The 21161-nt window shown below is 63.8% G+C and carries 23 protein-coding genes; 9 read left to right on the top strand and 14 right to left on the bottom strand.

What is annotated here, in order from left to right; translation table 11 throughout:
- Positions 1 to 104: 104 nt before the first annotated feature.
- The 11 genes from IB266_RS11930 to nirS all read right to left on the bottom strand — a co-directional run bounded on the left by IB266_RS11930 (position 105) and on the right by nirS (position 9421).
- Positions 105 to 1601: a nitrite reductase gene (locus IB266_RS11930; protein WP_192261298.1), complete on the bottom strand. Its 1497-nt coding sequence runs from the start codon at positions 1599 to 1601 to the stop codon at positions 105 to 107.
- Positions 1598 to 2440 (bottom strand): uroporphyrinogen-III C-methyltransferase, encoded by an 843-nt coding sequence (cobA, locus tag IB266_RS11925; protein ID WP_192261297.1) that lies wholly within the window; start codon positions 2438 to 2440, stop codon positions 1598 to 1600. The genes IB266_RS11930 and cobA overlap by 4 nt, the downstream gene beginning before the upstream one ends.
- A 40-nt stretch (positions 2441 to 2480) precedes the next feature.
- Positions 2481 to 3659, bottom strand: coding sequence for a heme d1 biosynthesis radical SAM protein NirJ (gene nirJ / locus IB266_RS11920; protein WP_192261296.1), 1179 nt, complete (start codon positions 3657 to 3659; stop codon positions 2481 to 2483).
- Between the two features lie 114 nt (positions 3660 to 3773).
- On the bottom strand, positions 3774 to 4343 hold the full coding sequence (locus tag IB266_RS11915) for an Lrp/AsnC family transcriptional regulator (RefSeq protein ID WP_192261295.1): 570 nt from the start codon (positions 4341 to 4343) through the stop codon (positions 3774 to 3776).
- A complete protein-coding gene (locus tag IB266_RS11910) occupies positions 4318 to 4761 on the bottom strand; it encodes an Lrp/AsnC family transcriptional regulator (protein WP_103309378.1) in 444 nt (147 codons plus the stop codon). Before IB266_RS11910 ends, IB266_RS11915 begins: the two co-directional genes overlap by 26 nt.
- Positions 4754 to 5266 carry an AsnC family protein gene (locus IB266_RS11905; protein WP_192261294.1) on the bottom strand — a complete coding sequence of 171 codons (513 nt, stop codon included), beginning with the start codon at positions 5264 to 5266 and terminating at the stop codon, positions 4754 to 4756. The genes IB266_RS11910 and IB266_RS11905 overlap by 8 nt, the downstream gene beginning before the upstream one ends.
- Entirely contained in the window at positions 5263 to 5721 is a 459-nt protein-coding gene (locus IB266_RS11900) for an Lrp/AsnC family transcriptional regulator (RefSeq protein ID WP_192261293.1), read from the bottom strand. Before IB266_RS11900 ends, IB266_RS11905 begins: the two co-directional genes overlap by 4 nt.
- A gap of 2 nt (positions 5722 to 5723) precedes the next feature.
- On the bottom strand, positions 5724 to 6902 hold the full coding sequence (locus IB266_RS11895; RefSeq protein WP_192261292.1) for a cytochrome D1 domain-containing protein: 1179 nt from the start codon (positions 6900 to 6902) through the stop codon (positions 5724 to 5726).
- Entirely contained in the window at positions 6899 to 7228 is a 330-nt protein-coding gene (locus IB266_RS11890; RefSeq protein WP_192261291.1) for a c-type cytochrome, read from the bottom strand. The genes IB266_RS11895 and IB266_RS11890 overlap by 4 nt, the downstream gene beginning before the upstream one ends.
- Before the next feature lie 180 nt (positions 7229 to 7408).
- Positions 7409 to 7717 (bottom strand): c-type cytochrome, encoded by a 309-nt coding sequence (locus tag IB266_RS11885; protein ID WP_053119574.1) that lies wholly within the window; start codon positions 7715 to 7717, stop codon positions 7409 to 7411.
- Positions 7718 to 7741: 24 nt separating this feature from the next.
- Positions 7742 to 9421: a nitrite reductase gene (gene nirS / locus IB266_RS11880; protein ID WP_192261290.1), complete on the bottom strand. Its 1680-nt coding sequence runs from the start codon at positions 9419 to 9421 to the stop codon at positions 7742 to 7744.
- A gap of 199 nt (positions 9422 to 9620) precedes the next feature.
- Between nirS and IB266_RS11875 the strand changes: the two genes are divergently transcribed.
- The 6 genes from IB266_RS11875 to IB266_RS11850 all read left to right on the top strand — a co-directional run bounded on the left by IB266_RS11875 (position 9621) and on the right by IB266_RS11850 (position 15414).
- Positions 9621 to 10424, top strand: a complete 804-nt coding sequence (locus tag IB266_RS11875; RefSeq protein WP_192261289.1) for a CbbQ/NirQ/NorQ/GpvN family protein — start codon at positions 9621 to 9623, stop codon at positions 10422 to 10424.
- Complete coding sequence (locus IB266_RS11870; RefSeq protein ID WP_192261288.1) at positions 10408 to 10992, top strand: cytochrome c oxidase subunit 3 family protein; 585 nt, start codon at positions 10408 to 10410, stop codon at positions 10990 to 10992. Before IB266_RS11875 ends, IB266_RS11870 begins: the two co-directional genes overlap by 17 nt.
- A 12-nt stretch (positions 10993 to 11004) precedes the next feature.
- Positions 11005 to 11262 (top strand): cytochrome C oxidase subunit IV family protein, encoded by a 258-nt coding sequence (locus IB266_RS11865; protein WP_060742077.1) that lies wholly within the window; start codon positions 11005 to 11007, stop codon positions 11260 to 11262.
- A gap of 263 nt (positions 11263 to 11525) precedes the next feature.
- On the top strand, positions 11526 to 11966 hold the full coding sequence (locus IB266_RS11860; RefSeq protein ID WP_003202495.1) for a c-type cytochrome: 441 nt from the start codon (positions 11526 to 11528) through the stop codon (positions 11964 to 11966).
- A gap of 3 nt (positions 11967 to 11969) precedes the next feature.
- On the top strand, positions 11970 to 13397 hold the full coding sequence (locus IB266_RS11855; protein ID WP_072404347.1) for a cbb3-type cytochrome c oxidase subunit I: 1428 nt from the start codon (positions 11970 to 11972) through the stop codon (positions 13395 to 13397).
- 178 nt (positions 13398 to 13575) lie between these two features.
- Complete coding sequence (locus IB266_RS11850; RefSeq protein ID WP_192261287.1) at positions 13576 to 15414, top strand: nitric oxide reductase activation protein NorD; 1839 nt, start codon at positions 13576 to 13578, stop codon at positions 15412 to 15414.
- Between the two features lie 4 nt (positions 15415 to 15418).
- Here IB266_RS11850 and IB266_RS11845 read toward each other — a convergent pair whose 3' ends face one another.
- Both IB266_RS11845 and IB266_RS11840 read right to left on the bottom strand, forming a co-directional pair.
- Positions 15419 to 15619, bottom strand: coding sequence for a hypothetical protein (locus tag IB266_RS11845; RefSeq protein WP_060742080.1), 201 nt, complete (start codon positions 15617 to 15619; stop codon positions 15419 to 15421).
- Complete coding sequence (locus tag IB266_RS11840) at positions 15616 to 16299, bottom strand: Crp/Fnr family transcriptional regulator (protein WP_060742081.1); 684 nt, start codon at positions 16297 to 16299, stop codon at positions 15616 to 15618. Before IB266_RS11840 ends, IB266_RS11845 begins: the two co-directional genes overlap by 4 nt.
- Before the next feature lie 564 nt (positions 16300 to 16863).
- On the opposite strand from IB266_RS11840, the gene IB266_RS11835 reads away from it, so the two are divergent.
- Positions 16864 to 18054 (top strand): NnrS family protein, encoded by a 1191-nt coding sequence (locus IB266_RS11835; RefSeq protein ID WP_192261286.1) that lies wholly within the window; start codon positions 16864 to 16866, stop codon positions 18052 to 18054.
- Positions 18055 to 18079: 25 nt separating this feature from the next.
- Positions 18080 to 18517: a hypothetical protein gene (locus tag IB266_RS11830; protein WP_170866790.1), complete on the top strand. Its 438-nt coding sequence runs from the start codon at positions 18080 to 18082 to the stop codon at positions 18515 to 18517.
- 179 nt (positions 18518 to 18696) lie between these two features.
- Here the strand turns inward: IB266_RS11830 and ytfE are convergent, their stop codons facing one another.
- A complete protein-coding gene (gene ytfE / locus IB266_RS11825; RefSeq protein ID WP_192261285.1) occupies positions 18697 to 19371 on the bottom strand; it encodes an iron-sulfur cluster repair protein YtfE in 675 nt (224 codons plus the stop codon).
- A 158-nt stretch (positions 19372 to 19529) separates the two neighbouring features.
- Between ytfE and norR the strand changes: the two genes are divergently transcribed.
- Positions 19530 to 21062 carry a nitric oxide reductase transcriptional regulator NorR gene (gene norR / locus IB266_RS11820; protein ID WP_192261284.1) on the top strand — a complete coding sequence of 511 codons (1533 nt, stop codon included), beginning with the start codon at positions 19530 to 19532 and terminating at the stop codon, positions 21060 to 21062.
- Positions 21063 to 21161: the final 99 nt, after the last annotated feature.

Raw genomic sequence — 21161 nt, 5'->3', positions numbered from 1 at the left:
CGCTTTTGTGGCGAGGGAGCTTGCTCCCGCTGGGCTGCGCAGCAGCCCTGAGGCCTGGTGCCTCGGGTCGATTGATATTGGGGCTGCGCATCAGCCCCCTTTTTTCAGTGGGATGTCCCCTCGGCGAACTCGATCTTGTTGCCGACGTTGTACTTGCCCGAAGGCTTGTTCATGGGCAGGCGCTTGATTTCCTTGAGGGTGTTGCTGTCGTAGACGATCAGCGCGCCATCGGTGTCCCAGATACTCAGCAGCAAGTAGCGCCCGTCGCGGGTGAACTCGACGTGGGCGGCGGTCTTGCCGGGCATCGGCCGCAAGGTGTGGGCGATTTCCAGGGTCTGTTTGTCGATCAGGTGGATGGCGTCGTTGTCGGGGCCGAAGAACACATCGGTCCAGGCGTAGCGAGAGTTGGCATGGCTGCGCAGGAAGAAACCCGGCCCCAGGGTGGGGATCTGCTTGATGACTTTCCAGGTGTCGAAGTCGATCACCGAGATCAGCCCCTTGCTGATGTTGGGTGTGGCGAACACCCAGTGCCCATCGCGTTTCCAATAGGTCCCCGAGCCCAGGTGCGGCATGCCTGGCAGTGCGATGTCGGTGACGATCCGCCCTGTGTCGAGGTCGATCACCTGGCCGCCCTGGGCCTTGCGCGAGGTGGCGAGCAACTGCCGGTAATCGGGCGAGAAGGAAAAGTCGTCGAGATAATCCTCGGCCTCGATCCGCCTGGGCACGAAGTCCGGGTTCGGCCCGGTGGACAGCTCCCAGACCTCTTTCACATCCTTCAAGGCCACGATGAAGCTGTTGCGCGGCGGCGCGGTATAGACCGCACTGACCCGCGAGGTCTGGCCGCCCAGTCCCACCGTTGCAACCGTCTTGACCAGCGACAGGTCGCGGGCATCCAGCACCACCACGTTGCCCGGCAGGGTGTTGCCCACCAGCACCCAGCGCCCGTCCTTGCTCACCGCCAGGTTGCGGGTATTGAGCCCGGCCCGCACCTCGGCGATGAGCGTGAGGTTGTGCAAGTCATACAGACTGATCCAGCCATCCCGGGAGGCGAAATAGACGAAGCGTCCGTCCGGCGAAAATTTCGGTCCGCCATGTAGCGCAAAGTGTGAGGCGAAGCGCGCCAGGACCTTGAAGCGATCCCCGTCGACGATATCGACGTGATGGTCGCCAGCCTCCACCACCACGAACAGGTTCAGCGGATCGGCGTGGTGCTGGGGTTTATCGGGCAGGGTGGCGACATCCGCCAGCAGGCGATGGCTGCGGCGAGTGTCGTCCTCGCTCCAGGTCGGTTCGACGGCGGGCGGACGTTGGAGATAGTGGGTCAGGCCATCGATCTGCGCGGGCTCCAGCACCGCGCCGAATGCCGCCATCTGGCTGGCTGGGCGTCCATGCTCGATCACCTGGCGAATCTCGTCGGGCTTGATCCGGCTCAGGCTCTGGGGCAACAACGCCGGCCCGGCAGCGCCGATGCGATTGACCCCGTGACACTGCTGGCAGTGTTGCTGGTAGTTGTGTTCGGCCAATGCCAGGTCCGGTTCAGGCGCCGTGGCAGCGTGGACGGCACCGACCCACAGCAACGGGGCAAGCCAGCCGAGGTTCATGATGCCACCCTCGCGATACCGGGCTGGAGCGGTATGGCCGGGTGCAGGCGCGCCGGATGCTCCAGCAACTGATGGGCAAACAAGCCGACCACCTTGCCGATTACCGTCAAGGTCGGCAGGCCTTCGGCGCACGTCAGTGCCATCTCCGGCAATTGCTGGAGGGTGCCACGCAGGACCTGTTGGTCGGGTCGCGTGCCGTTGCTGATCAAGGCCGCCGGCGTGTCGGCCGCCAGGCCCGCCGCGATCAGCCGCGTGGCGATGGTGCCGAGGTTCGACAAGCCCATGTAGAACACCAGGGTCTGACTGTCATCCGCCAGGCTTTGCCAGGGCAGGTTCAAGTCGCCTTCGCGTTGCAGATGACCGGTGATGAAACGACAGGAATTGACCATATCGCGATGGGTCAGGGGAATGCCGGCATAGGTGCTGCAACCGGCCGCGGCGGTGATGCCGGGCACCACCTGGCAATCGATACCCCGGGCCAGCAGATACTCCAGCTCCTCGGCACCGCGACCGAAGATGAACGGATCACCGCCCTTGAGCCGCACCACCCGCTGACCCTGGTCGGCCAGGTCGGCCAGCAGTTCGTTGATTTGTGGCTGGGGCAGGCTGTGGCAGCCGGCGGCCTTGCCGACGTAGTGCCGGGCGCAGGGCAGGGGGATCAGGTTGAGCAGTTGCGGGCTGATCAAGCGGTCGTAGACCACCGCGTCGGCCTGCATCAACAGGCTCCAGGCGCGCAACGTCAGCAGGCCCGGGTCACCGGGGCCGGCGCCGACCAGGGCGACTTCACCCGGTCTGAAGGGCGATTGCAGGGCAGCGGGCAAAACGATGGAGGCAGGCATGGGACTTCCTTGGTTCGTCATCAGGTTCGCCGTCGGTTTATCAGGCGCAGGGCATCGCAACGCTGGGAATCGCGTGCAGGCCAATTTCGTCATCGTTGAGGTGGCAGCCGGGGTCCTGGCCCCACAGGTCGCCGTCGGCCCAGGCGCGGGTGCGGGTATTGCCGTTGCAGATGTCCAGCCAGCGGCATTGCCCACAACGGCCGCCCACGGCCCGTGGATGTTCGCGCAGCTTCAGCAGAAGGGCATCGGGGCGGTCTGACCAGAGTGTCTTGAACGGCGTCTGGCGCACGTTGCCCACCGAGTGCTGCCACCAGTACGTGTCGGGGTGGACCTCGCCGGTATTGTCGATGTTGGCGATGCCGCTGCCCGACGCATTGCCGCCCCAGGCCCGCAGCATCTGCTCCAGTGCGGCGTAGTGCTGGGGCAGGCGTCGGGATACCCACTGCAGCAACAGGATCGCATCGGCGTCGTTGTTGCCGCTGACGAAGTCACTGTCGCGGCCCTGTTCGATGTCGTGCCAGGCTCGCTCGAAGATCAGGGTCATGGCCTCGCGGCTCATCTGCTGATGGGCATCGAGCTTGCGACTGCGCTTGCCCCGGCCGCTGTAGTTCAGATGCGACAGATAGAATTTCTGCACGTCGTACTCATCCATCAAGTCCAGCAAACGCGGCAACTGGGCGTGGTTTTGCTGGGTGAGGGTGGTGCGCAATCCGACCCGGATGCCTTGCTCGCGGCAAAGCCGGATGGCCGCCATGGAGCTGGCGAAGCTGCCCTTGAGCTGTCGGAACTCATCGTGGGTCGCTTCCAGGCCGTCGATGCTGATGCCGACGTAATCGAAGTTTGCCGCGGCAATCTGTTGGATATTGGACGTGTCGATCAGTGTGCCGTTGGTGGAAAGGGCCAGGAAAAAGTCCTTGCTGCGGGCATAGGCACTGAGTTGGAACAGGTCGTCGCGTAGCAGCGGTTCGCCGCCGGACAGGATCAGCACACGCACCCCGGCGTCATGCAAGTCATCAATGACCTTGAGCGCCGCCGCGGTGTCCAGTTCGTCGCGAAACACGCTGTCGGCCGACGTCGCATAGCAGTGCTTGCAGGTCAGGTTGCAACGCCTGAGCAGGTTCCAGATCACCACCGGCGGGCGGTGCTTGCCCGGTGGTGCGACGCGTGGGGCGGGGCATTGCCCGGCCAGGGCTCGCAGGTAGTGGCTGATCCTCAACATAAAGCGCTCCTTCGATTTCGATCGACGTGCGGGTTCAGCGCGGCTTGCTCCCGCGTTGTGGGAGCAAGGGTTGGTGGGAGCAAGGCTTGCCCGCGATGAAGCCGATGCTGTCCCTCATAAAACCGACGCCCCTGTTTCGCGAGCAAGCTTTGCTCCCACAGGTGTCAGGCGCAGGCCGGTTTTTTTCAGGATGCGGCTGCTCACCAGCATGTCGTCGGCGGCGCAGGCGTCCCCCAGCAGGTAGCGCAGGTGCTCGCGGTAGCTGTCGATTTCTTCGCGGCTGCGACCGTGGACCATGGCGAACAGGTTGTAGCGCCAGCCGGGCCGGCGCGGCCGTCGATAGCAGTGGCTGACGAAGGGCTGCGCCCCCAGCAGCGCGCCGAGGCGCGACATGTCGGCGTCGGCCACGTCCCAGACCGTCATGCCGTTGTGGCGATAGCCCAGGCGGTAGTGATTGGGCACGGCGGCGATCCGCCGGATCGCCCCTTCGGCCTGCAGGCGCTTGAGCAGGTCGAGGGTGGATTCCACGCTCAAGCCCAGTTGCTCGGCCAGCCAGGCCCAGGGGTCTTCGAGCAAGGGCAGGCCGGCCTGGGTCAGTTCCACCAGGCGCAACGCCAAGGGCGTTTCATCCAGCCGTGGTGGCGCTTGCCACGCAACCTCAGACGGGGAAATACAGGCCGACATGGTAGGTCTCCTCTTTGGGCAGGTTCAGTGGCACCAGGCCGGTCAGGTGTTCGATGCGCAGCAGGGTGTCGTCGATCGCCTGTTCGCTGGGGCAGGCGAGCACGAACCACATGTTCCAGGTGTGCTCGCGGCGGTAGTTGTGGGCCACTTCGGGCATGTCGGCGAGCAGCTCGGCGATGGCTTCGAAGCGTGGTTCGGGCACTGCCAGTGCCGCCAGGGTGAACGCGCCGCCCAGGCGGTCGATGTCGAACATCGGGCCGAAGCGGGTGAGTACGCCGTCGTTGAGCAGTTCGTGCAGGCGGTCGAGCAATTCAGTGCTGCTGCTGTCCAGTTCCTGGGCCAGGGCTTGCCAAGGATGGCGGACCAGCGGCAGGCCCAATTGCAGGCGATTGATCAGGCGGCGGTCGAGGTCATCCATCGATACGGGCTCCGACCGGTGCGGCGTAACGTGCGCCGCATTGCTTGAACAGGTGCGTGCTGAACAGCAATTGGTGGGGCAGGTCGTCCAGCAAGTGTTCTTCCAGCAGCGCCTGGACCTGTGCTTCGACGCGGTCGCGCTGGCGACCGTGGATCATGCAGAACAGGTTGTATTGCCACTGGGGCAGGCGCCGCGGGCGCTGGTAGCAAAGGCTGATGCCGGGGGCCTGGCCGAGGCGCCGACCGACTTCATCGACCAGGGCATCCGGCACGTCCAGCACCAGCATGGCGTTGGCGGCAAACCCCAGGGCGCGATGGTTGACCACCAGGCCGACGCGCCGGAACAGGCCCTGTTCGTGCCAGCGCTGCACCTGCTCGAGCACCTGGGGCTCGCTGGCCTCGATCTGCTCGGCCAGGGCCTGGAAAGGCCGCGATGTCAGGGGCAGGCCGGTTTCCAGCAGACGGCGCAGTGCCAGTGACTGTTGCTCGCTCAGGGCGTTTTTCATGGGGTGGCCTCCAGGGCAAAGCCCAGGTCGATGCGGTAGGCGGTGAGCATGGGCAGGTCCAGTGGCGTGAGACCGGTGTCGTGTTCCAGTTCCTGGAGGATGTTGTCCAGGTGGGCCCGGTTGGGGCCGGTCAGTACGAACCAGAGGTTGTAGCGATGCTCCCGGGCATAGTTGTGATTGACTTCCGGGTATTGGCTGACGCGTGCCGCCACCTGGTGCAAGCGGTCTTCGGGCACGGCCAGGGCGGCGAGGGTGCTGGCCCCGGCCCGGGTGTGTTCGAACACCGGGCCGACGCGCGATAAGGTCCCGGCCACTTGCAGATGGTGCAGGCAGTCGATGACCTGGGCTTCGCTGCAGCCCAAGGCCTCGGCCATGGCTTGATAGGGCTCGGCGCACAGCGGCAGGCCATGCTGGAATCGATCGATCAGGCGCCGGGCCAGTGAGTTGAGTGTCATGGTCAGTACCCCGGCTTGTGGGCGCGGCTGCTGAAGAAAATGCCGCTGGGGCTCAGGGCCGGCAAGCTGCCCAGGCGTTCGAGGCGATAAGGGTCCCAGACCTGCACCTGACCGCCATCCCGGGCGGACAGCCACAGTTGGTCGCCCCGGGCGGTGAACTCCATGTGCAGCACCGCCGGGCCGGGTCGCAGGTCGGCGACGATGGCGTGGGTCTGGGTGTCGATGACCTGGACGCGGTCGTTGTCCGGGTAGGCGAAGTTGACCCACAACTGCCGGCCATCCGGTCGCGCCGTGACGAACACCGGTTGACCGGCCACGGCGATGGCGTCGGTCTGTTGCCAGTCCTGGGCGTTCATCACCAACACTTGGTGATGCCCGACGGCGGGCACGAAGGCTTGCCGGTCGGCGAGGGCCCAGCCTTCCAGGTGCGGCATCTTGTACACCGGGAGTCGCTCCTGGCCGCGCCCGTAATGCCCCAGCACCCGTTTCACCCCGCGTTCCGGGTGCCAGAGATCGAGTTGGGCCATGCCGTCTTCACCGAACAGTCCGGCCATGTAATAACGCCCGTCCGGGGTGATCAGGGCGTCGTAGGGTTGTTGGCCAATGGCGGTGAAACGCTCGATGCGCGGGGTGAGGCCCAGGCTGAAATCGGCGGTCCAGATTTCGCCGGTGTCGAACAGACTGAACACGAAGCGTTGTCCTGGCGCATCCACCAAGCCCACCACCCGTGAGCGCTTTTGGCCACCGGGCAATGGCGTGGCCGGGATGTCGGCGACCTGTTCCAGGGTCTGGGCATCGAACACCTTGACGCCGCCGGGCTCGTAGTTGGAAACGGCGATCAGCATGCCGTCCTGGCTGATCGCGCCGCCGATGCTGTTGCCGCCCTGGATGATCCGGCGTTCGATGCGCGCACTCAGCAGGTCGACCTTGCTCAGGCCGCCATCACGGCCGAAGACATAGGCATAGCGCTGGTCGCGGGAGAACACCACCGAGGCGTGGGACAAGTCGCCCAGGCCTTCGACGCGGCCCAGGGCGGTGCGGGTGTCGCTTTCGATGATTTGCAGGCTGCCGCTGGCGCGCTCCACCACCACGCCCAAATCGCCGGTACCGCGCAACGGTGTCTGGGCGCAACCGCAGAGCAGCAGGGCGATGGCCGTGGAGGACAGGAAGGAACGGATCATGGGGCGGGTTTTCCTTGAAGGAGCCGGTCCACCAGCCAGCGAATGTCGTCGGGCGCAAGCAACGCTGCCCAACCGGGCATGGCGCTGCCGGGCCGTCCGAGGGTGACGGTGGCGATGAGGCTGTCGCGGGATTTTCCGGCCAGGGCTTCGTGGGTCAGGGGCGGGCCGAGGCCGCCGGTCAGGTACAGGCCGTGGCAGGCGCCACAGTCCTGGTCCAGCAGGTGTTGCAATTGGGCCTGGCGCTGGTTGTCGGGAGCGGCCAGCACGCAGGAAGAGAAAGCGAAGAGGAGGGTGGCCATCGAGATTGCGGTGTTGTGTCGTTCCATGACGTCCTCCTGATCAAGAAATAAAGTTGAGCGCGGTCCCTGTAGTGGGGGAATTTATGTGGGAGCAAAGCTTGCTCGCGAAACAGCCGCCTTGATCTCTGAAGGACCGCACCGCCCCCATCGCGGGCAAGCCTTGCTCCCACATACAACCCCTTGCAACAGAGCTGGATTCCTTGAGCGTTATTTAAGGGTCAAGACCCACGCAGCCAGGATCTTGGCTTCCTCTTCCGTCACAGGGTTGGCCGGCATCGGCATCGGTCCCCAGTTACCTTGCGTGCCTTCCTTGATGTGCTTGGCGAGCACGTCCTGGGCCCCGGCGACGCCAGCGTTTTTCGCCGCGACCTCCTTGAGCGCCGGGCCCACCACCTTGGTGTCGATGGAATGGCAGGCGGCGCAGGGTTTGCTCTTGAACAGCGTCGGGCCGTCTTGCGCCAACGCCGGCAGGCTGTAGGCGGCAGTCAAGGCCAGGGCAATCAGAATAGGCTTCATGGTTTTTCCTCTTATTGATGGGGCTCAATAGATGTCGTGTTGGGTGTTGTAGACGTTGAATTTCCCGGTCGGGGTGATCAGGCGCTTGTCCTTGATCACGTTCTTGACCTTGAGGGTCTTGTCGTCGATCACCACCAGCGCCGACTCGTCCTCCTGACCACTCCAGACCGAGAACCAGACCTCGTCGCCGGCCTTGTTGTATTCCGGTTGCACCACGCGCAGCGCGCCTTTCTCGATGCCGGCGTATTCGGCGATCGGCAGCACGGTGTAGCCGGCGTCGAGCTTGTCGATGTTGAACACCGCCACCGACTGGCTGAGCTTGGCGTCCGGGCTGAGGGTGGTGTCGACATACAGGTGGCGCGAGGCGGGGTGGGTCTTGATGAACAGCGAGCCGCCACCCTGGCCCTGGAGCGAACCGACCTGCTTCCAGGCGTATTGCGGATGCTTGATCGGGTCGGTGCCGATCATGGAAACCCCGGCGTCGCCCAAGTGGCTGGTGGCCCAGACCGGCCCGTAGAGTGGGTGGTTGAAGTTGGCGCCGCGCCCCGGGTGCGGGGTCTTGCCGACATCCACCAGGGCGGTGAGCTTGCGTTCCTTGGAGTCGATCACTGCGACCTTGTTGGAGTTGTTGGCGGCCGTCATGAAGTAGCGATGGCTGCTGTCCCAACCGCCGTCATGGAGGAACGGCGCGGCGTCGATGCTGGTGATGGTGAGGTTCTTGATGTCCTGGTAGTTGACCAGCATCACCTTGCCGGTTTCCTTGACGTTGACGATGAACTCCGGCCATTCGTGGGAGGCGATGATGGCCGCGACCCGTGGCTCGGGATGGTACTGCTGGGTGTCGACGGTCATGCCGCGGGTCGAGACGATCTGCTTGGGCTCCAGGGTCTCGCCGTCCATGATGGTGAACTGCGGCGGCCAGTACGAGCCGGCGATGGTGTACTTGTCTTCGTAGCCCTTGAACTTGGAGGTTTCCACCGAGCGAGCCTCGATGCCCACCTTGATTTCCGCGACCTTGGTCGGCTCTTTCGGCCACAGGTCGATCATGTCGATCTTGGCATCCCGGCCGATCACCAACAGGTAGCGACCCGACGCCGAGATGCGCGAGATGTGCACGGCATAACCGGTGTCGATCAGCTTGACGATCTTCTTGCTGTCGCCGTCGATCAGGGCAATCTTGCCGTCGTCGCGCAGGGTCACCGAGAACAGGTTCTGCAGGTTGAGCGTACTGATCTGTTTGGTCGGCCGGTCTTCAGGCTTGACCAGCACTTTCCAGGTCTTGCGGGTTTCCGCCATGCCCCATTCCGGTGGCGTCGGCGGGGTGTGCTGGATGAACTTGGCCATCACCGTGATCTGGTCTTTGGTCAGGGCATTGGAGGTGCCCCAGTTCGGCATGCCGGCGGCCGAACCGTAGGTGATCAGCGCCTCCAGGTAGGCCTGGCCGCGGGACTGGGTGATGTCGGGTGTCAGCGGTTTGCCGGTGGCGCCTTTGCGCAAGACCCCGTGGCAGCCGGCGCAGCGCTGGAAATAGATTTCCTTGGCCGAGTCGAAGTCGGCCTGGCTCAGGTCCGGCGCGCCTTCGGTCTTGACCACGCGGGACGGTTCCGGCGTGGTGGGTTGGTCGGCGAAGGCGTAGGGAGCGACCAGCGCTGTACACAGCGCCGTCACCCTCAGGGCCCACGTTTTTTTGTGGCTGATCAGCATTCCATTTCTCCTCAGGCATGACCCGCGCTGCGCTGTAATTGACGTTCGGCGCGCAGGTTCTTGGTGCGATGCAAGGCTATGCCCAGGGCGGTGGTGAGCCGCTTGACGGCGATCAAGTTTGCTGGCCGCCGCCCTTGCCAGGTTGTCGCAGGGCGCCGTAGCGTGGCCGGCAATCGTGTTGTCTGATCAGGCCCTCGCCATGAACGCTATCCACACTCTGCAGCACCCCGACGAACCCTTTTATCAACCCCAGGACAACGAGCAGGCGCTGTTCGAGCAGGCCTGGCATCACGGCATGCCGGTGCTGATCAAAGGCCCCACCGGCTGCGGCAAGACCCGTTTCGTCCAGCACATGGCTCACCGCCTGAAACTGCCGCTGTACACCGTCGCCTGCCACGATGATTTGAGTGCGGCTGACCTGGTGGGCCGTCACCTGATTGGCACCCAGGGCACCTGGTGGCAGGACGGCCCCTTGACCCGGGCGGTGCGTGAGGGCGGCATCTGCTATCTGGATGAGGTGGTCGAAGCGCGCCAGGACACGGCGGTGGTGCTGCACCCGCTGGCCGATGATCGTCGGCAGCTGTACCTGGAACGCACCGGCGAAGTGCTGCAGGCGCCGCCGTCCTTCATGCTGGTGGTGTCGTACAACCCCGGTTACCAGAACCTGCTCAAGGGTATGAAACCCAGCACGCGCCAGCGTTTCGTGGCGATGCGCTTTGGCTATCCGGCGGTGGCCGATGAAGAGCGCATCGTCGCCCGCGAGGCGGGTGTGGACCTGGCCCTGGCGGCCCAGGTGGTGCGGCTGGGGCAGGCGCTGCGCCGGCTCGACCAACATGACCTGGAGGAAGTCGCCTCAACGCGCCTGTTGATTTTCGCCGCGCGCATGATCGGCTCCGGCATGGACCCGCGCCAAGCCTGTCTGGCCTGCCTGGCCGAGCCGTTGAGTGACGACCCGCAGACCGTTGCCGCTTTGATGGATGTGGTCGATGTCCACTTCGGCTGAAACCGCTGGCGTGCCCCGGCGGTTGCCCGGGGATCTGGCGATGTGGTTTTTCATCCTCGCCGAGTTGTCGGTGTTCGCGCTGTTGATCCTGGCATTCACCGTCGCCCAGGCGTTGCACCCGCAGATGTTCAGCGAGGGCCGGCAGTTGCTGGACCGCTCCACGGGCCTGGCCATGACCCTGAGCCTGCTGACCGCCGGGCTGTTCGCCGCCCTGGCCCAGGAGCAAGTCAGGCGGGACCGGCCGCGTCGCGCCGCGCTGTTGTTGTGCGGGGCGTTGTTGCTCGCTTGCGGTTATGTGGCGATCAAGCTCACTGAGTATGCCCATCTGCTGGCGAACGGTTTGGGGATGGAGCACGACACGTTCTTCACCTTGTACTGGATCCTCACCACGTTTCATTTTCTCCATGTGCTGCTGGGCATGGTGATCCTCGCCTGGCTGGCCGAGGGTTGCCGGCGTCGGCGCTACGGTGCGCAGGAACACAGCGGGTTGGAGTCCGGCGTGCTGTATTGGCACATGGTCGATCTGGTCTGGGTGCTGCTGTTCCCGGTTGTCTACATTCTCGGTTGAGCGGAGGTGCTCATGTCGGCTTCCCGTGTCTTGATCACCTGCTGGATGGCGCTGGCCGTGCTGAGCACCGGCACCGTCGCCCTGGGCCAGGTCGCCGCCAGCGCACTGGTGTCCATCGCCATCCTGGCGGTCGCGGTGACCAAGGCCTGGCTGATCGCCGACGGCTTCATGGAACTGCGCCATGCGCCGCGCCTGTGGCGGCGGTTGATATTGAGTTGGGCCGCACTATTGGCCGTGCTGATTGCCTCGACACTCATGTCTGGCACATAACCGTGGCGAGGGAGCTTGCTCCCGCTGGGCTGCGCAGCAGCCCCAAGGCCAGGCATCCCGGTGTATCAGGCTGACCGCGATCAACTTGCCTGGGGCCGCTTCGCGCCCCGGCGGGAGCAAGCTCCCTCGCCACAAAAGCTCATCTGCCTTTTGGGCTGTGTTGGAACAACCTACCAAAACCATCGGAGATTCTTGATCGCCATCAAGCGGTTTCAGCCCCCTCGGTTCCTAAAATGGTCACGCCAAGCAATGAGGAAGTGACCATGTCAGATACCTTCACCAAAGGCATGGCCAGGAATATTTACTTCGGGGGAAGCATCTTCTTCTTCCTGATATTCCTGGCCCTGACCTACCACACGGAACAGACCTTTCCCGAACGCAGCAACCAGGCGCAATTGACGGAGTCGGTGATACGCGGCAAGGGCGTCTGGGAGCGCAACAACTGCATCGGCTGCCATACGCTGTTGGGCGAGGGCGCGTATTTTGCGCCGGAGCTGGGCAACGTCGTGAACCGGCGTGGTGGCGACGAGGCCTTCAAGCCGTTCCTGCAGGCGTGGATGAAAATGCAGCCGCTGAACGTTCCGGGTCGTCGGGCCATGCCCCAGTTCAACCTCAGCGAGCAGGAGGTCGACGACATCGCCGAGTTCCTCAAGTGGAGTTCGAAAATCAATACCAATGGCTGGCCGCCAAACAAGGAGGGCTGAGAGATGAGCATGGCTAATCCGCATCTGAAATTCGCCTCGCAGGCCGTCGCCAAACCCTATTTCGTGTTTGCCCTGATGCTGTTCCTCGGGCAGGTGCTGTTCGGTTTGATCATGGGCCTGCAATACGTGGTCGGCGACTTCCTGTTCCCGCTGATCCCCTTCAACGTGGCCCGCATGGTCCACACCAACCTGCTGATCGTCTGGCTGCTGTTCGGCTTCATGGGCGCGGCGTATTACCTGATACCGGAGGAGGCCGACCGCGAACTGCACAGCCCGAAATTGGCGCTGGTGTTGTTCTGGGTATTCGCCGCCGCAGGCGTGGCGACGATCCTGGGTTACCTCTCGGTGCCTTATGCCACGCTGGCGAAATTCACCGGCAACGACCTGCTACCGACCATGGGCCGGGAATTCCTGGAACAGCCGACCATCACCAAGATGGGCATCGTCGTGGTATGCCTGGGGTTCCTCTACAACATCGGCATGACCCTGCTCAAAGGTCGCAAGACCACGGTCAGCATGGTGATGATGACCGGGCTGATCGGCCTGGCAGTGTTCTTCCTGTTCTCCTTCTACAACCCGGAAAACCTCGCACGCGACAAGTTCTACTGGTGGTGGGTGGTGCATCTTTGGGTGGAAGGCGTCTGGGAACTGATCATGGGTTCGATGCTCGCCTTCGTCCTGATCAAGATCACCGGCGTGGACCGGGAAGTGGTGGAAAAATGGCTCTACGTGATTATCGCCATGGCGTTGATCACCGGGATCATCGGCACCGGTCACCACTTCTTCTGGATCGGCGCGCCCGAGGTCTGGTTGTGGGTCGGCTCGATCTTCTCGGCGATGGAACCGCTGCCGTTCCTGGCGATGGTGGTCTTCGCCTTCAGCATGGTGAAAAACCGCCGTCGGCAGCATCCGAACCGTGCCGCCACGTTGTGGGCCAAGGGCACCACGGTCACCGCGTTCTTCGGCGCGGGTGTCTGGGGTTTCCTGCACACCCTGGCACCGGTCAACTACTACACCCACGGTTCGCAACTGACCGCGGCCCACGGGCACCTGGCTTTCTACGGTGCCTACGCGATGATCGTGATGACGCTGATCAGCTACGCCATGCCGCGCTTGCGGGGCTTGGGTGAAGCGGCGGACGAACGCTCCCAGCGCCTGGAGATCTGGGGCTTCTGGTTGATGACCCTGTCGATGGTGATGATCACCTTGTTCCTCACCGCCGCCGGTGTGGTCCAGGTGTGGTTGCAGCGGTGGATGACGGATGGCAGTGCCTTGCCGTTCATGGCGACGATGGACCATTTGAAGCCGCTGTTCTGGGCGCGACTGGTCAGCGGCGTCGGGTTCCTGGCCGGGTTGCTCTGCTACCTGTTCAGCTTCCGTCAACGTGGTCGTGCGGCCCTTCGCGCACCGGCGGCGGTGGTGCCGTCATGAGTCGCCACAACGACTAAGCCGAACTCATTTGTGGTGAGGGGATTTATGTGGGAGCAAGGCTTGCCCGCGATGGGGGCGATGCGGTCTTCCAGAGATCAAGGCGCCTGTTTCGCGAGCAAGCTTTGCTCCCACATAAATCCCCTCGCCACAATGGGTTCGGCTTAAGAGGAGAACAACCATGGCATTCACCCTCGAGCTGGAAGAATGGGTCGGCAGTGTCTGGCACCGTTTCATCACCCGTCGGGCCAGCGCCGATTTTCCTGAAGCACGGGTCGAATTGGTCCCCCGGCAACGCGCGCTGCAGGTGCTGTTCCGCGCCACCGGCGGTGCGCCTCACCTGGGGGTGGAAGCGGTCAGCGACCGCGACCTGCTGCTGCGTCGCAACCTGTTGCAGCAGATCGCCGGCACCTGCAAGCAAGTGCCCCTGGCCTGTTGCGATGGCAATAACCTGCGTCTGCCGGCGAGCCTGGCGGCGTTCCCCGATGTCGGCCTGAACGAAGAGCTGTATCGCTGGCTGGCGTTGCTGGCCGCGCAGTCGGGGCCGATGAAACATTGGGGACGGGACAATCAGCGCTGGACCCAAGCGGTGTTGAAGCGCTACCCGGCGCTGCGCCCTCGCTACCGACGGCTGGTGGACGCGCACCTGTCCCTGCGCCCCGATCCCGCCACGCTCAACCCGGTCGAAGCCGCCCTGGAGCGGGCGTTGTGCCAAGCCTTGCGCGAACCGGGCAGTGTCGAACATTTTCCCCGCAGCGAGCGGGCCGCCTGGCCGTTGCCGCTGTGGCTCTACCCACCCCAACACCTGGCCAATCCCCAGGCCGCCAATCTCGAAGAGTCCGAGCAATACCTGGCGACGCCACCCGGTGAACAGCAAGGTGGGCGCAAGCGCGCCGAGCGAATCGATGACACCACCCGTGACGGTGGGCTGCTGATCGTGCGCCTGGAAAACCTGTTCAGTTGGACCGAACACGTGGACCTGGATCGCTGGGCCGATGACAGCGAAGACCCGGACGCCGCTCGCGTCGCCGAGGACCTGGACCAGTTGACCTTGTCACGCACCCGCATACGCAAGGGCGGTGGCTTGAAACTGCACCTGGACCTGCCTCCGGCCGATGTGGACGACATCCCGTTGGGCGCGGGCATCCTGTTGCCGGAATGGGATTATCGCAAGCAACGCCTGCAGGACGACTTCGTCAGCCTGCAAACCTTCACCCCGCGCGATTGCCTGCCCCAGCCGTTGCCCGCACGCCTGCGAAGCTCGGCCCAGCGCCTGCGTTGCCAGTTCGAACATTTGCGCAACGATCGCCAGTGGTTGCGCCAGCAAACCCAAGGTTCGGAGCTGGACCTGCAAGCCTGGCTGGATTTTCATGTCGAGCGCCAGCACGGCCAGTGCAGCGAACGCGGGCTGTTCATGGACCAGCGCCAGACCCGTCGCGACCTGGCCTGCCTGCTGCTGGCCGACCTGTCGATGTCCACCGATGCCCACCTCAATGACGAGCACCGGGTGATCGATGTGATCCGCGACAGCTTGTTGCTGTTCGGCGAAACCCTGTCGGTGCTGGGGGATGATTTCGCTCTGTACGGGTTCTCTTCCCTGCGCCGCCAGCAGGTGCGCATGCATGAACTCAAGGCTTTCAACCAGCGTTACGACGATCACACCCGCGGACGCATCCAGGGCCTCAAGCCTGGTTACTACACGCGCATGGGTGCCGCGATCCGCCAGGCCACGCAACGGTTGGCGGGCTGCAAACGCCGGCGCAAATTGTTGTTGCTGCTCAGTGACGGCAAGCCCAATGACCTGGACCTCTACGAGGGACGTTATGGCGTGGAAGACACCCGCCAGGCGGTGCTCGAGGCGCGGCGCCAAGGGTTGACGCCGTTCTGTATCACCATCGACCGCGAAGCGGGGGATTACCTGCCGTACATGTTCGGGGCCAACGGCTACACCTTGATTCGCCAGCCCGAGCAATTGCCGCTGCGTCTACCGCAGTTGTACCGGCAATTGACTCAGGATTGAGGGTTCAGACGATGCTGCGAGGCAGCCAGAAGAACATGACGATGCAGAAGATCGTCAGCCCGCCACAGAACCAACCGAAGCGCCGTAGCCGGCGCTCGTCGGCCCTTGCCGCCTCGGCTGGCAACGGCATGCCGCACTGGCGGCATTCGGTGGTATCGACAGGGTTGGCCAGTTGGCAATACAGGCAAGTGGGCTGCGCGCTCATTCGAATTGCTCCAGGCGCAGGCGATCGAGAATAGCGATCTGGCGACCGTCCTGGGTGATGATTTTTTCATCGATCAGGCGCCGGATGATCCGCGAAAAGGTTTCCGGCTGGATCGACAAGTGCCCGGCGATCAGTTGCTTGGCCATCGGCAGTTCGAACTGACTGTCCACGGTTTGCAGGCGCACCAGTTGCGTCAGCAGGTAGCGCACCACGCGGTGAGTGGCGTTTTTCAGCGACAGGGTTTCAATCTCGTTGACCCGCTGGTGCAGGCGTACGCAGAGCTTGCCGAGCAGGGCGAAGGTCAGCCGGCTATTGCTTTGCAACAGGCGCATGTAGGTGGCGTTGGACAGTCGATACAGCTGGGTCGGGCCCACGGCTTCGGCGGACGCGACGTAGTTGGGCGTGTCCATCAGCATCATCGCTTCGGCAAAGGTCTGGCGCTCGCCGATGACCTCGAAGACTTTTTCCTGGCCGTCCGGGGTCAGCCGGTAGATTTTCACCGCGCCGGAAATCACGAAGTAAAACGCCTGCGCCGGCTCTCCCTGACGGAACAACGGGTCGCCCTTGTCGATGCTCAGCAGTTGGCTGTTGCTCATCAATTCGTCGAGCTGTTCTTCGTTCAAGGGCTCGAACAGATGATGGCTGCGCAGAATCTGGTGATGGACACGGTGGAGCACCATGGCATGGATCCTTGTAATGGCTAAAAGAGGTGTTCGGGGTCAGACCAGACTCAGGGACAGGCCGCTGGCAAGCGCCACGATGCAGGAGAGCACGACGAACCAGGTGAGCGGTAGAACGACGGATTTCATGGATGGCCCCGGCAAGAAAGGTGATGCCGTGGCTGAGCAAGAGCCGGGCCAGGGCTGGAGGCGTTGATTGGTGGGGCGTTGGGGGTGGTGAGGGTAGAAATGACCCTGGCGCGATAGGGTAAAAACAACCATTAAAGGGTCATAAATACCCCATTCAGCTACAGTCCTTGTGGGAGCGAGCTTGCTCGCGATGACGGCCGCACATCCAACATCTGTGCAACTGAGCCACCGCCATCGCGAGCAAGCTCGCTCCCACAGGGGGGCAGAGGTATTTGGCGAGCGGCTCGACCCGGTTCGGCAAGCCCCTTGCAAGTGTCTGGCCGAGGCACCTGGTTGGCTTGATCTGAGACAAGGCCTGCCAGCGTCGATAGCCGATCATTCGAACCCTGGTTTGTCGTACCTCGCTGACGGTTCAGCGAGGCAAAGGAGTGGTGTATGCAAGTGCTTGACCGTCGCAAGGCCATGGCCATCGCGCCGCTGTGGCGCCTGGCGTTTCGGCCGTTTTTTCTGGCCGGTTGCGTGCTGGCGCTGCTGGCCATTCCCTTTTGGCTCGCCGCGTTTACCGGGCGCTTGTCGGCCTGGCAGCCAGCCGGCGGTTGGTTGGCCTGGCACCGGCATGAACTGTTGTTCGGTTTCGGCCTGGCGATCATCGCCGGGTTCCTGTTGACGGCGGTGCAGACCTGGACCGGCACCCCGGGGCTCAGCGGCAAGCGCTTGGCCACGCTGGCGCTGCTGTGGCTGGGCGCGCGGCTGGCCTGGCTGGTCAATGCACCCTGGCCGTTGCTGACGCTGCTGGAGCTGGGGTTTGCCCTGGCGGTCGCCGCGTTGATGGGGCTGACGTTGTGGCGTGTGCGGCAGAAACGCAATTACCCGATTGTCCTGGTATTGCTGCTGTTGGCTGCCGCTGATGGGTTATCCGTGTACGGCCTGGTGCAGCACAACGAGGGCTTGCAGCGCCAGAGCGTGCTCACCGGTCTGTGGCTGGTGGCCGCCATGATGGGGTTGATCGGCGGGCGCGTGATTCCATTCTTTACCCAGCGTGGCCTCGGTCGAGTCGAGGGCGTGGCCCCTTGGCCGTGGCTCGATCGCCTGTTGCTGGCGGGGTCGGCGCTGGTGGCGGTGTTGTATGCCTTCGGCCCGGCACTGGTGGTCAGCGCCTGGGTCGGCCTGGTGTTCGCCGCATTGGCGGTGGGGCATGGGGTTCGACTGGTGCGTTGGCATGATCGGGACTTGTGGCGGGTGCCGCTGCTGTGGTCGTTGCACCTGGCCTACGCTTGGCTGGCGGCGGCCTGCCTGGGTATGGCGCTGTGGCACTTCGGTGTGCCGGTGAGCCCGAGCCTGGCGGTGCACAGCCTGACCATCGGCGCCATGGCCGGGTTGATCCTGGCGATGATTGCCCGCGTTAGCCTGGGCCATACCGGGCGAGCGCTGGAGCCACCGGCGGGCATGACCCTGGCGTTCATCCTGCTGAACCTGGCATGCCTGAGCCGCGTGCTGTTGGTGCTGCTGTTGCCGCTGGCCGGGCTGTGGCTCGCGGGGTTGTGCTGGACGTTGGCGTTCGGTCTATACGCCTGGCGCTACGGGCCGATGCTGCTGAAGGCCCGGGTGGATGGGCATCCGGGATGAGTCGTTGGGGCGCAGGGGAACGATGATGTACGGGGTCTTGCTGGTCACGCATCTGCTGGCGGCTATCGCCTTCATTGGCACGTTGTTTTTCGAGGTTTTTATCTGGCATGCCGCCCGCCGGCCCCTGGCCCAAGGTGTCAAGGACGCCGCCGACCAGGCCATCGCCAAGCGCTCGCGACACGTACTGCACGGCGTGGTGCTGTTGCTGTACGGCGCCGGCATGGCCCTGGCCTGGCAGCATCGCGGCGCATTGAGCCAGCCGCTGAGCAACAGCTTCGGCCTGCTGCTGAGCCTGAAGATCCTGCTGGCGCTGAGCATCATCGGTCACTATTTGTGGCTGGCGTACTGGCTCAAGAGCGGCCGCCTGACGCCGAACCGAGCCTGCTGGTTGCGCCGCAGTATCCTGGGGCACATGGTGTTGATCGTGGTGCTGGCCAAGGCGATGTTCTATTGGCAGTTTTGAGCTGGAGGGTAAGAGCCGGCATTTGATTCAAGGGCTTTGCAAAATAGGTCGAACACCATCAATCCCTTGTGGGAGCGAGCTTGCTCGCGATAGCGGTGGGTCAGGCAACTCAATATTGACTGATCCGGCGCCATCGCGAGCAAGCTCGCTCCCACAGGGGGAAATGCGGTGTTTGAGGGTTAGCGGGTGGGCTTCATCGCATTGACGAACAACACATTGTTTTCCAGGTGGATGTGCTGCATCAGGTCGTCGCGAAACTCCACCAGCCCGCGATACAGGGCGCGCCAGGTGTTGCAGGCGTCGGAGGGCGGGGTGATCTGGTCGGTCAGGGCGAGCATGGTTTCCAGGGCTTCACCGTGCTGATCGTGTTCGTAGCGCAACACCTGGATCGGCGCCGAGGCCCGTTCGCCCAGGCCCTGTTGCAGCATCGGGAACAGCACCTGTTCTTCCTTGAGCATGTGGCCTTCAAGTTCCTGATACATGTCCTGCAAGTGATCGGCCAGGCCGTTGGGGCAACTGGACCGCGCACCATGGACCTGCTCGACGCGCCGGGCCAGGCGGATCAGTTCCGGCAGTTGTTCGCGATGGCGCGCGTGGTAGCGTTCCAGGATGTGGGCGATCAACAGTGCCTGGGGCTCGTCGCGCCAGTCATGGCCCAGTTCGCCGGCGGCTTGCAGGGTGTTGAGGGCATCGGCGATCAGCAGCGGGTTCAGGCCTTTGCCCAGCGCGGCTTCGCGCAAGGATTTTTGCCCGCCGCAACAGAAGTCGAGGTTGTAATGATGGAAGGTACGGGTGGCACCGGGAATGTCGCAGGCCAGTTGGCCGAGGCTTTGGTCCAACAATTCGAGGCTCATCATGTTTCCTTGGGTTGAATCCCGGGAGGGACAGACGAGTGGACTTTGCAGCCGGCGTGCCAGATTTAACTGGCTGAAAATAAACGAATAATTTTTTTCAGGGTGATTGTCACCCTGACTGCGAAGGGTCAAACGAACCCTGGAGGGTCACCACTACCATGCTGCGTGAAAGCCTGGCCGCCGACCTGATCGTCGAGCTGCCCAATGCGGTGCGATTGCAGCGCCTGGTGCAGACCCTGCGCGAGTACTTCAACAGTGGCGCCGTGGGGTTGCTGCGCCTGGACGATGACAGCCTCAGGCCCGTGGCCACCGTGGGCCTGGTCCACGAGGCGCTGGGACGGCGCTTCGTGATTGCCCAGCACCCGCGCCTGGCGGCGATCATGGCCTCGCGGGAGCCCACCTGGTTCGAACCGGACAGTCGCTTGCCCGATCCTTATGACGGCTTGCTCGACAACCACGTTGGTGAACCGCTGCCGGTGCATGACTGCATGGGCGTAAGCCTGTACGTGGAAGGCCGGCTATGGGGCGCGATCACCCTGGATGCGCTGCACGCCGGCACCTTCGACAGCCGCGCCCGGGACGAACTCAAGCGCTGTACCTTGCAGATCGAGGCGGCGGTGCGAGTCACTCGACTTGAACAGGAAAACCGTAGCCTGCGGGCATCGCGCAGCGACCAGACGGACCTGCGCTTGCCAGCCGAGGAGGGCGAGATCCTTGGGCGCAGTGAAGGTTTGCAGCAACTGCTCAACGAGCTGGATGTGCTGGCCGACTCCGAACTGCCGGTGCTGTTGCTGGGGGAAACCGGGGTGGGCAAGGAGCTGTTCGCCCGCCGTCTGCATCGCCTGTCCCGGCGCGGTCACAAGCCGCTGGTCCAGGTCAACTGCGCGGCGTTGCCCGAGTCCCTGGCCGAAAGCGAGTTGTTCGGCCACGTCAAAGGCGCGTTCTCCGGGGCGACCACCGACCGCGCCGGGCGTTTCGATGCGGCCAACGGTGGCACGCTGTTTCTCGATGAGGTCGGTGAATTGCCGTTGAGCGTACAGGCCAAGTTGTTGCGCACTCTGCAGAACGGCGAGATCCAGCGCCTGGGGGCGGACAAGCCGCTGCACGTCGATGTGCGGATCATCGCCGCCACCAACCGGCACTTGCCCGACAGCATTCGCGACGGGCTGTTTCGCGCCGACCTGTACCACCGGCTTTCGGTCTACCCGGTGCCGATCCCGCCGTTGCGCGAGCGCGGCCACGATGTGTTGATGTTGGCCGGGCACTTTCTCGAACTGAACCGCACGCGACTGGGCCTGCGCGGCTTGCGCCTGTCACCGGCGGCCGAACAGGCGCTATTGGCGTACAGCTGGCCGGGTAATGTGCGGGAACTGGAACACGTGATCAGTCGCGCCGCGTTGAAGCAACTGAGTCGTGGCGCCAGTCGCAGCCTGATCATGACCCTGGAGCCGCAGGTGCTGGACTTGGATGTCAACGCCAATACCGCCACGGTCCATGCACTGCTGGAGGCACCCCTGGAGGCGCCCGATGTACCGATCCAGCCGTTGAGCGAAGCGGTCGATGGTTGCCAGCGACAGGCGATCCTCAACGCCCTGGAGCGTTGCGGGCAGAACTGGGCGGGGGCGGCGCGGCTGTTGGAAGTGGATCCGAGCAACTTGCATAAGCTGGCGCGGCGGTTGGGGCTCAAGTAGCTGTTGATCTGTTGGACCGCGTTGCCTTCATCGCGAGCAAGCTCGCTCCCACAGGGATCTTGTGAACACAGCAGATCACCTGTGGGAGCGAGCTTGCTC

The sequence above is a fragment of the Pseudomonas sp. Pdm06 genome, from assembly GCF_014851795.1.
GTDB lineage: Bacteria > Pseudomonadota > Gammaproteobacteria > Pseudomonadales > Pseudomonadaceae > Aquipseudomonas > Aquipseudomonas fluorescens_AA.
This window is presented reverse-complemented; position numbering and strand designations above follow the sequence as displayed.